Raw genomic sequence first — 14182 nt, forward strand, 5'->3', positions numbered from 1 at the left:
TCGCGCAGTCATGACGACAGTCACCGACAGGTGATAACTTCGAGGGGCAGACCTCAGTGAGCCGCGCAGTGCCCGCCCGAGGAGGCCGCCCTCATGAGTCCCTTCACCGGCTCCGCCGCCCGCACCGCGCGCTGGGAGCATCTGCGCGTCGAGCTCGCCGACGGCGTCGCCACCGTCACCCTCGCCCGCCCCGGCAAACTGAACGCGCTCACCTTCGGCGCCTACGCCGACCTGCGCGACCTGCTCGCCGAGCTGTCCCGGGAGCGTGCCGTGCGCGCCCTGGTGCTGGGCGGCGAGGGCCGCGGCTTCTGCTCCGGCGGTGACGTCGACGAGATCATCGGCGCCACCCTCGGCATGGACACCGCCCGGCTGCTCGACTTCAACCGGATGACCGGCCAGGTGGTCCGGGCCGTACGGGAGTGCCCGTTCCCGGTGGTCGCCGCGGTGCACGGGGTGGCGGCCGGCGCCGGCGCGGTCCTCGCGCTGGCCGCGGACTTCCGGGTCGCCGACCCCACCGCCCGCTTCGCCTTCCTGTTCACCCGGGTCGGCCTGTCCGGCGGCGACATGGGCGCGGCCTACCTGCTGCCCCGGGTCGTCGGCCTCGGTCACGCCACCCGGCTGCTGATGCTGGGCGAGCCGGTGCACGCGCCGGAGGCCGAACGCATCGGCCTGATCAGCGCGCTCGCCGACGAGGGCGGCGCGGACACGGCGGCCCGGGACCTGGCCCGCCGCCTTGCCGACGGCCCGGCGCTCGCGTACGCCCAGACGAAGGCCCTGCTCACGGCCGAGCTGGACATGCCGCTCGCGGCGTCGGTGGAACTGGACGCCTCCACCCAGGCCCTCCTGATGCACGGCGAGGACTACGCGGAGTTCCACGCCGCCTTCACGGAGAAGCGCCCCCCGAAGTGGCGGGGAAGGTGACCCCGATGCTGTCGACCCCCTCAGGGGCGCGGGGAACCGCGCGACCAGGCACAACGAAACCGCACCCGCCGACGAAGGCGAACAACGACCCCCTACGCGTGGCGATCGTCGGAGGAGGCCCCGGCGGCCTCTACGCCGCAGCCCTCCTCAAACGCCTGGACCCGACGAGGGACATCACGCTCTGGGAACGCAACGCCCCCGACGACACCTTCGGCTTCGGAGTCGTCCTCTCCGACGAGACCCTCGGCGGCATCGAACACGCCGACCCCGAGGTCCACACCGCCCTCCAGGCGGAGTTCGTCCGCTGGGACGACATCGACATCGTCCACCGCGGCACCCGCCACACATCCGGAGGACACGGCTTCGCCGCCCTCGGCCGGCGCCGCCTCCTGGAAATCCTGCACGACCGCTGCCGCGCCCTCGGCGTCGACCTCCGCTTCCGCGCGGAGGCGCCCGACCCGGCCCGCCTCGCGGAGACGTACGACCTGGTGATCGCCGCCGACGGCGTGCACAGCACCACCCGCGCGGCCTTCACGGACGTCTTCCGCCCGACCGTCACCGCGCACCGCTGCCGCTACATCTGGCTGGCCGCCGACTTCGCCTTCGACGCCTTCCGCTTCGAGATCGCGGAGACCGAGCACGGCGTGATGCAACTGCACGGCTACCCCTTCTCCGCGGACGCCTCCACCGTGATCGTCGAGATGCGCGAAGAGGTGTGGCGGGCCGCCGGGTTCGACGAGCTCGACGAGACCGAGTCCGTCGAACGCTGCGCCAAGATCTTCGCCGACGCGCTCGGCGGACGCCCGCTGCGCTCCAACAACTCGGCCTGGACCACCTTCCGCACGGTGGTCAACGCACACTGGTCGCACGGGAACGTCGTGCTGCTCGGCGACGCAGCCCACACCGCCCACTTCTCCATCGGCTCCGGCACCAAGCTCGCCGTGGAGGACGCGCTCGCCCTCGCGGCCTGCCTGGGCGAACATCCCTCGCTCGACGACGCTTTGCACGCCTACGAGGCCGAGCGCAGGCCCGTCGTCGCCTCCACCCAGCGCGCGGCGCGCGCCAGCCTGGAGTGGTTCGAGAACGTCTCCCTCTACCTCCACCAGCCGTCCCGCCAGTTCGCCTTCAACCTGCTCACCCGCAGCCGCCGCGTCACGCACGACAACCTGCGCCTGCGCGACGCCCGGTTCACCGAGTCCGTGGAGAGCGGGTTCGGCTGCCCGCCCGGCACGCCCCCGATGTTCACGCCGTTCCGGCTGCGAGGCCTCACCCTGCGCAACCGGGTGGTGGTCTCCCCCATGGACATGTACTCGGCGGCCGACGGGGTGCCCGGCGACTTCCACCTCGTCCACCTCGGCGCCCGCGCGCTGGGCGGCGCGGGGCTGGTGATGACGGAGATGGTGTGCGTGAGCCCGGAGGGCCGCATCACGCCCGGCTGCGCCGGCCTGTGGTCCGGCAGGCAGGCGGAGGCGTGGCGGCGGATCACCGACTTCGTGCACACCCGCGCGCCGGGGACGGCCGTCGGTGTGCAACTGGGGCACAGCGGGCGCAAGGGCTCGACCAAGCTGATGTGGGAGGGCATGGACGAGCCGCTGGACGACGGCAACTGGCCGCTGGTCGCCGCGTCCGCGCTGCCGTACAAGCCGGGCAGTCAGATGCCCCGTGAACTGTCCCGCGCCCAGCTCACCGACCTGCGCGAGCAGTTCACGGCCGCCGCGGTGCGCGCCGCGCGGGCCGGCTTCGACCTGCTCGAACTGCACTGCGCCCACGGCTATCTGCTCTCCGGCTTCCTCTCACCGCTCACCAACCGGCGCACCGACGCCTACGGCGGCTCCCTGGAGAAGCGGCTGCGCTTCCCGCTGGAGGTGTTCGACGCGGTGCGCGCGGTGTGGCCGGGGGACCGGCCGATGACCGTGCGGATCTCCGCGACCGACTGGGCGCAGGGCGGTACGACGGCGGAGGACGCGGTCGCCGTCGCGCGCGCCTTCGCCGAGCACGGGGCCGACGCGATCGACGTCTCGACCGGGCAGGTCGTGGCCGACGAGGAACCGGAGTTCGGCCGCTCCTACCAGACGCCGTTCGCCGACCGGGTGCGCAACGAGGTCCGCGTCCCGGTGGTCGCGGTCGGCGCGATCTCCTCCTGGGACGACGTCAACTCCCTGATCCTCGCCGGGCGCACCGACCTGTGCGCGCTGGCCCGCCCGCACCTGTACGACCCGCACTGGACGCTGCACGCGGCCGCCGAGCAGGGCTACGAGGGCCCGGGCGTGGCCTGGCCCCCGCAGTACCGCGCGGGCAGCCGCCCGCCGCGCACCGGCCGCACCGACGCCCCCAAACCCCGGCTCACCCTCTCCGGCCCGCCGCTCGCCGAGGCCCCGGCGCCCGGGGCGTGACCCCCGCCGGGCGTCAGCCGGCTTCCGGGAGCGCGAACCGGGCGCCCGCGTCGCGCAGTCGCTCGTGCAGTGCCTGGAAGACGGACGCCGATCGGGTGCCGGGCCAGTCGGCGGGGAGCAGCGCGGCGGGCAGGCCCGGGTCGGTGTAGGGCAGGTGACGCCAGGAGTCCAGGGCGAGCAGGTAGTCGCGGTAGGCCTCCTCCGGCGGGGTGTCCGCGCGCCGCTCCCAGGCCCGCAGCACGGGCGCCTGCCGCTCGAGGAACGCCTCGTGCCGTTCCGCGATCGCCTCCAGGTCCCACCAGCGCGCGACCGCCTCCGCGGTGGCCGCGAACCCGAGGTGCTCGCCCCGGAACAGGTCGACGTACCCGTCCAGGCGCAGGCGCTGAAGGGTGTGCCGGGTCTCCTCGTGCAGTCGGGACGGGGCGATCCACACCCCGGGCGCCGCCGTGCCGAAGCCGAGGCCGGAGAGCCGGGAGCGCAGCAGGTGCCGCTTCTGCCGCTGGGACTCCGGCACCGAGAACACCGCGAGCACCCAGCCCTCGTCACCGGGCGGCGCGGTGGCGTAGATCCGCCGGTCACCGTCCTCCAGCAACTGGCGCGCCTCACCGGACAGTTCGTAGCCCGCCGCGCCCTGTGCGGTGCGGGCGGGCAGGAGCAGCCCGCGCCGCTTGAGCCGGGACACGGAGGAACGCACGGACGGGGCGTCCACGCCGACGGCGGCCAGCAGCCGGATCAGCTCCGCGACGGGCACCGGGCCCGGTACGAAGCGGCCGTAGGCGCCGTAGAGCGTGACGATGAGAGACCGTGGAGCATGCTGGTCGGACACGTTGATCATCTTAGGTCGTGCCCGAGGGCCCCGTTCCCCGGCATCAGTCCCGGCCAGCTCCGGTGCCGGCGCCCGTGCGCAGCCGGAACCGCTGGAGCTTGCCGGTCGCCGTGCGCGGCAGCGCGTCCAGGAACACGATCTCCCGGGGGCACTTGTACGGCGCCAGCTCCGCCTTCACGAAGGCCCGCAGCGCCTCCGCGTCCCGCTCCGCGCCCTCCCTGAGCACCGTGTACGCCACCACGACCTGACCGCGCGCCTCGTCGGGGCGGCCGACCACCGCCGCCTCCACCACGTCCGGATGACGCAGCAGGGCGTCCTCGACCTCCGGCCCGGCGATGTTGTACCCGGCCGAGATGATCATGTCGTCGGCGCGGGCGACGTACCGGAAGTAGCCGTCCGGGTCCCGGACATACGTGTCGCCGGTGATGTTCCAGCCGCCCCGCACGTAGTTCCGCTGGCGCGGGTCGGCCAGGTAGCGGCAGCCGACGGGACCGCGCACCGCGAGCAGACCCGGCTGCCCGTCGGGAACCGGGACGCCGTCCGCGTCCTGCACCCGCGCCTGCCAGCCCGGCACCGGGACGCCGGTGGTGCCGGGGCGGATGTCCTCGTCCGCGGCGGAGACGAAGATGTGCAGCAGTTCGGTGGCGCCGATGCCGTTGATGATGCGCAGTCCGGTGCGCTCGTGCCACGCCCGCCAGGTCGCCGCCGGCAGGTTCTCGCCCGCGGAGACGCAGCGGCGCAGGCTCGTGAGGTCGTGGGCGTCCGCCTCGGCCAGCATCGCCCGGTAGGCGGTGGGCGCGGTGAACACCACCGTCACCCGGTGTTCCGCGATCGCCGCCAAAAGCTGCGGGGGATGCGCCTGTTCGAGCAGCAGGGCGCTCGCGCCGGCCCGTAGCGGGAACACCACGAGACCGCCGAGGCCGAAGGTGAAGCCGAGCGGGGGACTGCCGGTGAACACGTCGTCGGCGACCGGCTTGAGGACGTGCCGGGAGAAGGTGTCCGCGATCGCCAGCACGTCCCGGTGGAAGTGCGTGCAGCCCTTGGGCTTCCCGGTGGTTCCGGACGTGAAGGCGATCAGGGCGACGTCGTCCGCGGCCGTGGGCACCGCCTCGAACGGCCCGTCGGGTGCCGGGCGGCGCAGCAGGTCGTCCCGGGAGTCCCCGCCGTACGTGGCGATGCGCAGACCCGGGACCTCGGCCTTGACCAGGTCGTCGACCGACCGGATGTCGCACAGGGCGTGCCGGACCTCGGCGAGCGCGCAGACGGTGGCGAGTTCGTGCGGGCGCTGCTGGGCCAGCACGGTGACGGCGACCGCGCCCGCCTTCAGCACCGCCAGCCAGCAGGCGGCCAGCCAGGGCGTGGTCGGGCCGCGCAGCAGCACCCGGTTGCCCGGGACCACCCCGAGGTCGCCGGTGAGCAGGTGCGCCAGCCGGTCCACCCGGGCGCGCAGCTCGCCGTACGTCCAGGCCGGGCCGTCCGGGGTGCGGAACACCGGGCGGTCGTCGGGCTGGCCGTGCAGCAGTTCGGCGGCGCAGTTCAGCCGCTCGGGATAGCGCAGCTCCGGCAGGTCGAAGAGGAGCTCGGGCCACTCGTCGGGTGGCGGGAGATGGTCGCGGGCGAAGGTGTCGACGTGCGCGGTGGCCCGTGGATTCATGTCGATCCGCCCCCTTGGCGTGGTGGGCTCGCATCGAGAGCGTATCGTGTTGGTGACGGCAGTCAACGGTCCGCGATAACCTCGCAAGTGGCCCAGCGGCGAGGGAAGGGACCGGCGATGACCGCATTCTCGCTCGAACCGGCACAACTCGCCCGGTGCGCGGAGCTGCGTGACCTGGGCGCCGAACGGCTCCGTCCGCTCGCCGAGAAGGGTGAACCGGGCCGCGTCAACCGCGCCCTCGTCGCCGAGTTGGGCGCCCTCGGGCTGCTCGCCCGGCTGTTCACCTCGGGCGCGCTGGAGCTGTGCCTGATGCGCGAGTCCCTCGCCCGTACGTGCACCGAGGCGGAGACCGCCCTCGCCCTCCAAGGGCTCGGCGCCCACCCCGTGCACGCCCACGGCACCCCCGCACAACGCGAGCGCTGGCTCCCCCGGGTGGGTGACGGCACCGCGATCGCGGCCTTCGCCCTGTCCGAACCGGGCGCCGGCTCGGACGCGGCGGCACTGTCCCTGTCCGCGGAGCCCGACGGCACGGGCCGCCGGCGGCTCACCGGCGAGAAGTGCTGGATCTCCAACGCCCCCGACGCCGACTTCTACACCGTCTTCGCGCGCACCACCCCCGGGGCCGGCGCGCGCGGGGTCACCGCGTTCCTGGTGCCCGCCGACCGGCCCGGCCTGACCGGCAGCCGGCTCGACATGATCTCCCCGCACGCCCTCGGCGCCCTGCGCTTCGACGGCGTGCCGGTGACCGACGACGACGTCCTCGGGGAACCCGAGGCCGGCTTCCGGGTGGCCATGGACACCCTCAACCTGTTCCGGCCCAGCGTCGGCGCCTTCGCCGTCGGGATGGCGCAGGCCGCCCTGGACGCGACCGTCACCCACACCGCCCGGCGGGACGCGTTCGGCGGGCGGCTGAAGGACCTGCAGTCCGTCGCCCACCAGGTCGCCGAGATGTCGGTGCGCACCGAGGCGGCCCGCCTGATGGTCTACGCGGCGGCCACCGCGTACGACGAGGGCGCCGCCGACGTCCCCCGGCGCTCCGCGATGGCGAAGCTGCTGGCCACCGAGACCGCCCAGTACGTCGTCGACACGGCCGTCCAGCTGCACGGCGCCCGCGCCCTGCGCCGCGGCCACCTGCTCGAACACCTCTACCGCGAGGTCCGCGCCCCCCGCATCTACGAAGGGGCGAGCGAGGTCCAGCGCGGCATCATCGCCAAGGAGCTGTACAAGACCCTGGAGGACCGGTGACCGCCGAGCGCGTCAACCCACCCGGCCTGGCCCCGGCGGCCGGCTTCTCGCACGCCGTCGTCGCCACCGGCACCCGCCTGGTGTTCCTCGCCGGGCAGACCGCCCTCGACGGCGACGGGAAGATCGTCGGCGACACCCTGCCCGAGCAGTTCACCCGCGCCCTCGGCAACCTGCTCACCGCCCTGCGGGCCGCCGGCGGCACACCCGCCGACCTGGCCCGCGTCACGGTCTACGCCACCGACGTCGCCGCGTACCGCGCCCACGCCCGCGAACTCGGCCGCGTCTGGCGCGACCTGGCGGGCCGCGACTACCCGGCGATGGCGGTCGTCCAGGTGGTCCGGCTGTGGGACGAGGAGGCGATGGTCGAACTCGACGGTTTCGCCCTGCTCCCGTGAGCCGCCGGGCGCGTCCGGCCCACGCCTCCTAGCCTGGGGTGATGCCGGAGATCGAGCTGGGCGCGGGCACCGTCGAGTACGAGGACACGGGCGGCGAGGGACCCGTCGTCGTGCTGTTGCACGGACTCCTCCACGACGCCTCCGTCTGGCGGAACGTCATCGCCGAACTGCGCGCCGACCACCGGATCCTCGCGCCGACCCTCCCGTACGGCGCGCACCGCAGGCCGATGACCCGCCCGCCCACTCCGGACCTGGTCAACGAGCTGATCGCGGAGTTCCTCGACCGGCTGGACCTCACCGACGTCACCCTCGTCGAGAGCGACTGCGGACGTGCCCAGACGGTCGCCGCCCGCCACCCCGAGCGGCTGGCCCGGCTGGTGCTGATCTCCTGCGAGGCCTTCGACAACTACCCGCCCGGGCTGCCCGGCAGGATGATCCGCCTCGCCTGCCGCGTGCCCGGCGGCGTCCCGCTCCTGGTCCGCACCCTGGGCTCGAAGCCCTTGCGCCGGCTGCCCGTCGGCCTCGGCGCGCTCACCAAGCGCCCGGTGCCGGACGAGATCGTCGACCGCTGGCTGAGGCCCCTGCGCACCGACCCGGCGATCCGCCGCGACTTCCGCCACTACAACACGCACGTCCGGCGCACGGAACTCCTCGAGGCGGCCCAGGGGTTGCGGTACTTCGGCCGCCCCGCGCTGATCGTCTGGGCGACGGAGGACCTGATGATGCCCCGCGAACACGGCCGCCTGCTGGCGGAGTTGCTGCCGCAGGGGCGGCTGGTGGAGTTGAGGAACACCCGGACTCTTGTCGCCGAGGACCGCCCGCAGAGGTTGGCCTCGCTGCTGCGGTGGTTCGTGGCGGAGGGCTGAGCGGTCCCCCTCAGAGGCGTGGGGAACGGCGCGAACGGTCACCCGGAGAGGGGGCGCCCCTCACGCCGCGACCGCCAGCCGGTGCGGAGCGACCACGCGGCCGTCAGGACGCAGTTCCCCCGTGTCGTCGAAGACGATCGAGCCGTCGCACAGCAGGGTCCACCCCTGCTCGGGGTGCGCGGCCACCACGTGCGGCGCGGGGGAGTCGGTGGGGTTGCAGGACGTCCGGTGGGCACACATGGCGCACCTCCACATCGGTGGAACGATCCGAACACGTCGTACGAGCGCGTCGTACAGCACGACCATGCGGCGGCCGGCGCAGCCGCCGATACGGTCCGGCGGGAAGCGTGACAGTCCCCGGACACTCCCGGGACGGTTCCCCGACGGCCGAGGCGACTCCGCCACCGAAGGGTGACGATGAGTGGCCGTGCCCCCGCACGGCGGGTACTGCTGGAGGTCACCCTTACGCCCTCTCCCGGAGGTTCCCCCATGCCAGTACGCCCCGTCCTCGGCACGGCGGCCGGCGCCGCCCTGCTGCTGCTCGGCACCGCCGTCGCGGCCCCCTCGGCCTCCGCGTCCGCCGTCCCCGAGGAGTACGTGACGGTGGACCCGGAGGGCCGCGTCACCGCCGACGGCACCGTGACCCTCTCCGGCACCTACCGCTGCACCGCCGGCACCGGCCCCGTCTTCGTCAGCTCCTCCGTCAGTCAGGGCACGCCCACCATCAACTACGGCATCGGCGGCACCGGCGCGGTGTGCGACGGTGAGGAGCACCGCTGGCAGAACAGCGGCACCGCCCCCCGGAACGCCCTGGCGGCCGGTCCCGCCCGGGTGGAGGCCACCGTCCTGGAACTGCGCGGCAGCGGCCTGCTGGTCATCCCCGTCCCGCACGCCGTGAGCCACGAGGACGTCACCCTCGTCGACGGCTGACCGCCCCTCACCCGCCGGGGGCCGCGCCCGCCGCCCCGCCGCCCCGCTGCCGAGCCCCGGAAGCACCCCGGCGGACGTTCTGCCGGGCACGGGCATGGACCGGGGGACCCCACGGCCGCCACCGTGTCCCCATGGTCCGACTCGCCCACACGGTGGTCCTCGCCCCTGTGCCGCGTCCTTGGCTCGTCGACGCCCTCGGCGTCCTGATGGACCTCGCCGAGAGCAGTCGCACGGAGGCGGGGTACGTCCTGCTGCCCGACGGACGCGAGGTGCCGGACGTGCGGCTGGTCGAAGGACGCCACCTGCGCCCGGGCGCCGTCTACGAGAGCGTCGCGGAGGAGACCGGGAGCCCGGACGGCACCGCCGGCACCGCCGGCACCTCGGACACCGGGTACGCCAAGGGGGACTCCGGGGCCGCCGCCGGTGAGAGGGTGCGCGTCACCGTCGAGGAGTGGCGCCGTACCCGGGCGCTGCGGCTCGCCGTCGCGGCGTCCGCGCCCGACGGCGTCCTCTCGGCGCACGCCGTGCTGCGCGGCCCGGACCGCCCGGACCTGGTCGAACTGACGGGCCGCGCACACATCGAGAACGTGTGGTCCGCGCTGTCCCGGCCGAGCGGCGACGCCGTCCTGCGGTGCGAGGACTGGTGGACGGCGGCGGACCGGGGCCGCCCCGCGCGCAAGGCACCGCTGCGGGTCCGGCTGGCGTGCGGCATCGCCCGCGCGGAGCTGGTGGCCCTCCCGAGTCCCGCGCGCGAGGACGACGGCTGGGAGGTGAGGGTGACGGCGCGTCTGCGCGGCCGGGGCGTGCTCCGTCCGGTCACCGCGTTGGCCCTGCGCCTGTTCCGCCGCCCCCTCGCCCGCGCCTGGGGCCGGGCGCTGGACGACTTCGCCGCGCAGTGGAACACCGAGGTACCGCAGCTGACGGCCCTGGGCCCGGATGACCTACGCCGCGAGATCCTGCCGGAACCGGAGTCGTGACTGTGCCGGTGCCGGTGCCGGTGCCGGTGCCGGAGCCGTGGGCGGACCCGCACCCGAACCCGGGCCCGGTGCCGGTGTCGGAGCTGTGGACGGACCCGCACCCGAACCCGGACCCGGGCCCGAAGTCGGAGCCGGTGCTGTGGGCGGACCCGGACCCGGTGCCGTAGGCGTGGGCGGAGACCCGGACGGGGTTCGAGGTGAAGGTGGAGGCCGGGGTCCCGGCTTGGTCCCGGCCCGCGTGTCGGCTCAGGCCGCGGCGGCCGGCCAGTCCAGCAGGCGGGCCCCGATGACCGCCGTCTGCAGCATGTAGCGGTGCGCCGGGTCCCCGGGGTCCGCGCCGGTGAGCCGGTGGATCCGCTCCAGCCGGTACGTCAGCGCCCGCACGCTCAGGGACAGCCGCCGGGCCGCCTCGGCGGCGACGCAGCCGGAGTCGAAGTAGGCGGTGAGCGTGTCGAGGAGCGGCCCGGCCCCGCCGCGCGCCTCGGTCAGCGGACCCAGGGTGTTGTGCACCAGGTCGGCCATGGCCTGCCGGTCGCGGGCCAGCACGGGGTAGACGAGCAGGTCCGAGGCACGCAGCACCGGATCGTCCATGCCCAGCCGCTCGGCGATCTCCAGGGCGTTGAGCGCCTCCTCGTACGACTGGACGACCCCGCCCGGGCCGGACTGCGGGCGTCCGAGGGCGACCTGTCCGCCGTCGGTGGCGGCGTGCGCCTGCTTGGCGAAGTGGATGAGCACCTCGCCCTGATGGCCGGGCGCGATGCACAGCAGCCGCCCGTCCTTGGTGGTGAGCAGGATGCTGCGGTCACCGAACCGGGAGATCAGCGCGCGCTCCACCTGCCGGGGCACCGGGTCGCCCTCCTCGTAGGCGACGGGCCCCCGGGCGACGGCGACCGCGTGCTCGTGGGACAGCCGCAGCCCGAACCGCTCGGCGCGCTCGGCCAGCCGGCCCAGGTCGCTGCGGCCGTAGAGCAGGTCGTCGATGAACTCCCGTCGCGCGGCCTCCTCCTGACGGACCGCCTGCCGCTGCGCCCGCTCGTACCCTTCGGCGAACGCGTCCACGACCTGCTGCACGGCCGCGAGGGCGTCGTCGGCCGCGTCCGTGCCGCGCGACGGCCACGCGCCGCGGGCGCCGGCGAGATGGGCGATGACGAGGGAGCGCAGACCGAAGCCGGCCTCCGCGGCCCGTTCCCCGAGGGCGCGGCGGGAGGCGAGTTCGTCCCGGGTGAGGCGCCTGCCCGTGGCCGCGACCTCGGCCAGGATCTGGGCATAGCCCTCCAGATACTGCTCCGGAAGGTCTCGTTCCGTCACGTCGTCCCCCCAACTCTTGACGCGTTCCTGATGCGGTTCTGATGCGTTCATGGCGGCTCACCGGCATGCAGACCCTAATGAACTTTGCCGGGATCCGGCAATGCATCGTGCACCCCCGACCGGGCAGCATGACTCGCGGGGAGCACTGCGCAGGTTCCGGTGCCGGACACCGGCAGGTGTCCGCGCCGGAACCGGAGGGGAGCAGTGCTACCCGATGACGTCGACCGATGGACGGAAGGGGGCGGGGATGCGCGGCTTCGTGAAGTGTGCCGACGGCCTGACCGCCCCCCGCCGCACGGGCCCGCTGCACCGCAGCGCCCCTGACGAACCCGTGCCGTCCCGGTCCCCGCGTACCCGCGGTGCGGACCGGGACGGTGCGGCGGAACCGGCGCGCCGCGCCACGGACGCCGTCCGTCCGCATCCGGCGCAGAACCGCACCGCCGGCTGAGCCGTCTCCCTCTCCACCGGACGCCACCGTCTCGCCCGCACGAGGCACCACACCCTTGAGGCACCTCGCCCGCGAGGCGCCGTACGCACCCGACTTCTGCCCATATGTCAGCCCAGAAGGACGTGTCCCATGGATGCCGCCACCGTGGGCATCGCCGTACTCGCCGGCGCCGCCCTGTTGCTCGTGCTCATCGGTCTGCTGCTCGTCACCAAACTGTTCCGCAAGGTGGAACAGGGCAAGGCACTGATCGTCTCCAAGACCCGCAAGGTCGATGTGACCTTCACCGGCTCGGTCGTCCTGCCGGTGCTGCACAAGGCCGAGGTGATGGACATCTCGGTGAAGACCATCGAGATCACCCGGGCCGGCAAGGAAGGCCTGATCTGCCGGGACAACATCCGGGCGGACATCCGCATCACGTTCTTCGTCAAGGTCAGCAAGACCGTCGAGGACGTCATCAAGGTCGCCCAGGCCGTCGGCACCGCCCGCGCCAGTGACCGCAACACCCTGCAGGAACTGTTCCACGCCAAGTTCTCCGAGGCGCTGAAGACCGTCGGCAAGCAGATGGACTTCACCGACCTCTACACCAAGCGCGAGGAACTGCGGTACCGCATCATCGAGGTCATCGGCGTCGACCTGAACGGCTACCACCTCGAGGACGCGGCGATCGACTACCTGGAGCAGACGCCGCTCACCCAGCTCGACCCGGGCAACGTCCTCGACGCGCAGGGCATCCGCAAGATCACCGAGCTGACGGCGGTGGAACACGTCCGCACCAACGAGGCCCAGCGCAACGAGGAGAAGGAGATCACCCGGCAGGACGTCGACGCCCGCGAGGCGATCCTGGAGCTGCAGCGCCGGCAGACGGACGCCGAGATCAAGCAGAAGCGGGAGATCGAGACCGTGCGCGCCCGCGAGGAGGCGGAGACCGCCCGGGTGGTCGAGGAGGAGCGGCTGCGGGCGCAGAGCGCCTTCCTGAAGACCGAGGAACAGCTCGGCGTGCAGCGGGAGAACCAGGCCCGCGAGGTCGCCGTCGCCGCGAAGAACCGTGAGCGGGTCATCGCCGTGGAGAGCGAGCGGATCGAGAAGGACCGTCTGCTGGAGGTCATCGCCCGCGAGCGGGAGACCTCGCTGACCAGGATCGCCGCCGACAAGGAGGTCGAGGCGGAGAAGCGGGAGATCGCCGAGGTCGTCCGCGAGCGGGTGGCGGTGGACCGTACGGTCGCCGAGCAGGAGGAGTCCATCAAGAAGCTGCGGGCCGTCGAGGAGGCGGAGCGCCGGCGGCAGGCCGTGATCATCGCGGCGGAGGCCGAGGCGCAGGAGAAGCTGGTCAAGGACATCAAGGCCGCCGAGGCCGCCGAGCAGGCCGCCACGCACCGCGCCGCCGAGGAACTCACCCTCGCCGAGGCCCGGTTGAAGACCGCCGACCTCGACGCGCAGGCCAAGCTGCGGCTCGCGGAGGCCGTCCAGGCCGAGTCCGCCGCCGAAGGGCTCGCCGCGGTCCAGGTGCGCGACAAGGAGGCCGAGGTCATCGAGAAGGCGGGCCGCGCCGAGGCCGAGGCCACCGAGGCCCGGATGCGCGCGGAGGCCGAGGGCGCGCGGGCCAAGGCGCTCGCCGAGGCGGAGGCCGTCGGCAGCAAGCTGCGGGCGGAGGCGGCCGGACTCACCGAGAAGGCGGCGGCGATGGCCGCGCTCGACGAGGCGTCCCGCGGTCACGAGGAGTACCGGCTGCGCCTCGAGGCCGAGAAGGACGTCCGGCTCGCGGGTCTCGACGTGCAGCGGCAGGTCGCGGAGGCCCAGGCCACCGTCCTCGCCACCGGCCTGGAGAACGCGGACATCAACATCGTCGGCGGGGACTCGGTGTTCTTCGACCGCCTGATGTCGTCCATCGCGCTCGGCAAGAGCGTGGACGGGTTCGTCAAGAACTCCGAGACCGCGCAGGCCCTCGCCGGGCCCTGGCTGGACGGCTCCGCCAGCTTCCCCGACGACCTGAGCCGCATCCTCGGCTCCGTCTCCGCGGCCGACGTGCAGAACCTCACGGTGTCCGCCCTGCTGATGAAGCTGATGAGGCAGGGCGGCGACAACACCGGGCAGTTCAAGCAACTGCTCGACAAGGCGGGTGAGTTGGGTCTGGCGGACACTCCGCTGGCCGTGCTGAACGGCCGCACCAGGGCCTGACCACCACCCGTCCGGGAGCCGCCGCACAGGGGACGGCGGCTCCC

13 protein-coding genes are annotated in these 14182 nt (G+C 73.8%); 9 read left to right on the forward strand and 4 right to left on the reverse strand.

The genetic code is table 11. The annotated features are described in order from the left end of the window. Nucleotides 1-93: 93 nt before the first annotated feature. A complete protein-coding gene (locus ACIF8S_RS01080; protein WP_150154232.1) occupies nucleotides 94-921 on the forward strand; it encodes an enoyl-CoA hydratase family protein in 828 nt (275 codons plus the stop codon). Between the two features lie 5 nt (nucleotides 922-926). Then, nucleotides 927-3314, forward strand: a complete 2388-nt coding sequence (locus tag ACIF8S_RS01085) for a bifunctional salicylyl-CoA 5-hydroxylase/oxidoreductase (protein ID WP_399996590.1) — start codon at nucleotides 927-929, stop codon at nucleotides 3312-3314. Nucleotides 3315-3327: 13 nt separating this feature from the next. Here the strand turns inward: ACIF8S_RS01085 and ACIF8S_RS01090 are convergent, their stop codons facing one another. Continuing rightward, on the reverse strand, nucleotides 3328-4149 hold the full coding sequence (locus ACIF8S_RS01090) for a PaaX family transcriptional regulator C-terminal domain-containing protein (protein ID WP_399996591.1): 822 nt from the start codon (nucleotides 4147-4149) through the stop codon (nucleotides 3328-3330). Nucleotides 4150-4183: 34 nt separating this feature from the next. Continuing rightward, a complete protein-coding gene (locus ACIF8S_RS01095; protein ID WP_399996592.1) occupies nucleotides 4184-5794 on the reverse strand; it encodes an AMP-binding protein in 1611 nt (536 codons plus the stop codon). Between the two features lie 117 nt (nucleotides 5795-5911). Here ACIF8S_RS01095 and ACIF8S_RS01100 point away from each other — a divergent pair, with 117 nt between their 5' ends. Genes ACIF8S_RS01100 through ACIF8S_RS01110 form a run of 3 tightly spaced genes read left to right on the forward strand, consistent with a single transcriptional unit; the run spans nucleotide 5912 to nucleotide 8300 of the window. Continuing rightward, complete coding sequence (locus ACIF8S_RS01100) at nucleotides 5912-7039, forward strand: acyl-CoA dehydrogenase family protein (protein WP_399996593.1); 1128 nt, start codon at nucleotides 5912-5914, stop codon at nucleotides 7037-7039. Further along, entirely contained in the window at nucleotides 7036-7434 is a 399-nt protein-coding gene (locus tag ACIF8S_RS01105; protein WP_399996594.1) for a RidA family protein, read from the forward strand. Before ACIF8S_RS01100 ends, ACIF8S_RS01105 begins: the two co-directional genes overlap by 4 nt. 41 nt (nucleotides 7435-7475) lie before the next feature. After that, a complete protein-coding gene (locus tag ACIF8S_RS01110) occupies nucleotides 7476-8300 on the forward strand; it encodes an alpha/beta fold hydrolase (RefSeq protein ID WP_399996595.1) in 825 nt (274 codons plus the stop codon). 60 nt (nucleotides 8301-8360) lie between these two features. Here ACIF8S_RS01110 and ACIF8S_RS01115 read toward each other — a convergent pair whose 3' ends face one another. Continuing rightward, a complete protein-coding gene (locus tag ACIF8S_RS01115; protein WP_349797455.1) occupies nucleotides 8361-8540 on the reverse strand; it encodes a DUF5999 family protein in 180 nt (59 codons plus the stop codon). Nucleotides 8541-8789: 249 nt separating this feature from the next. Here ACIF8S_RS01115 and ACIF8S_RS01120 point away from each other — a divergent pair, with 249 nt between their 5' ends. The 3 genes from ACIF8S_RS01120 to ACIF8S_RS01130 all read left to right on the forward strand — a co-directional run bounded on the left by ACIF8S_RS01120 (nucleotide 8790) and on the right by ACIF8S_RS01130 (nucleotide 10374). Then, nucleotides 8790-9230, forward strand: a complete 441-nt coding sequence (locus ACIF8S_RS01120; protein ID WP_399996597.1) for a DUF6299 family protein — start codon at nucleotides 8790-8792, stop codon at nucleotides 9228-9230. Between the two features lie 131 nt (nucleotides 9231-9361). After that, nucleotides 9362-10207 carry a hypothetical protein gene (locus tag ACIF8S_RS01125; protein WP_399996599.1) on the forward strand — a complete coding sequence of 282 codons (846 nt, stop codon included), beginning with the start codon at nucleotides 9362-9364 and terminating at the stop codon, nucleotides 10205-10207. Next, nucleotides 10204-10374, forward strand: a complete 171-nt coding sequence (locus tag ACIF8S_RS01130; RefSeq protein WP_399996600.1) for a hypothetical protein — start codon at nucleotides 10204-10206, stop codon at nucleotides 10372-10374. Before ACIF8S_RS01125 ends, ACIF8S_RS01130 begins: the two co-directional genes overlap by 4 nt. Before the next feature lie 79 nt (nucleotides 10375-10453). On the opposite strand, the gene ACIF8S_RS01135 is transcribed toward ACIF8S_RS01130, so the two are convergent. Further along, a complete protein-coding gene (locus ACIF8S_RS01135) occupies nucleotides 10454-11515 on the reverse strand; it encodes a PucR family transcriptional regulator (RefSeq protein ID WP_399996602.1) in 1062 nt (353 codons plus the stop codon). 577 nt (nucleotides 11516-12092) lie between these two features. Here ACIF8S_RS01135 and ACIF8S_RS01140 point away from each other — a divergent pair. Beyond that, the gene (locus ACIF8S_RS01140; protein ID WP_399996604.1) at nucleotides 12093-14138 is read left to right on the forward strand and encodes an SPFH domain-containing protein; all 2046 of its coding nucleotides are present in this window, start codon (nucleotides 12093-12095) and stop codon (nucleotides 14136-14138) included. Nucleotides 14139-14182: the final 44 nt, after the last annotated feature.

The sequence above is a fragment of the Streptomyces sp. NPDC085937 genome (genome assembly GCF_044540535.1).
Lineage (GTDB): Bacteria > Actinomycetota > Actinomycetes > Streptomycetales > Streptomycetaceae > Streptomyces.

Excerpts from the sequence above, each read along its gene's own strand:
- ACIF8S_RS01085 (WP_399996590.1), top strand. The coding sequence starts at position 927 with ATGCTGTCGACCCCCTCAGGGGCGCGGGGAACCGCGCGACCAGGCACA.
- ACIF8S_RS01115 (WP_349797455.1), bottom strand. The coding sequence starts at position 8,540 with ATGTGTGCCCACCGGACGTCCTGCAACCCCACCGACTCCCCCGCGCCG.
- ACIF8S_RS01080 (WP_150154232.1), top strand. The coding sequence starts at position 94 with ATGAGTCCCTTCACCGGCTCCGCCGCCCGCACCGCGCGCTGGGAGCAT.
- ACIF8S_RS01100 (WP_399996593.1), top strand. The coding sequence starts at position 5,912 with ATGACCGCATTCTCGCTCGAACCGGCACAACTCGCCCGGTGCGCGGAG.
- ACIF8S_RS01110 (WP_399996595.1), top strand. The coding sequence starts at position 7,476 with ATGCCGGAGATCGAGCTGGGCGCGGGCACCGTCGAGTACGAGGACACG.
- ACIF8S_RS01090 (WP_399996591.1), bottom strand. The coding sequence starts at position 4,149 with ATGATCAACGTGTCCGACCAGCATGCTCCACGGTCTCTCATCGTCACG.
- ACIF8S_RS01120 (WP_399996597.1), top strand. The coding sequence starts at position 8,790 with ATGCCAGTACGCCCCGTCCTCGGCACGGCGGCCGGCGCCGCCCTGCTG.
- ACIF8S_RS01125 (WP_399996599.1), top strand. The coding sequence starts at position 9,362 with ATGGTCCGACTCGCCCACACGGTGGTCCTCGCCCCTGTGCCGCGTCCT.
- ACIF8S_RS01140 (WP_399996604.1), top strand. The coding sequence starts at position 12,093 with ATGGATGCCGCCACCGTGGGCATCGCCGTACTCGCCGGCGCCGCCCTG.
- ACIF8S_RS01095 (WP_399996592.1), bottom strand. The coding sequence starts at position 5,794 with ATGAATCCACGGGCCACCGCGCACGTCGACACCTTCGCCCGCGACCAT.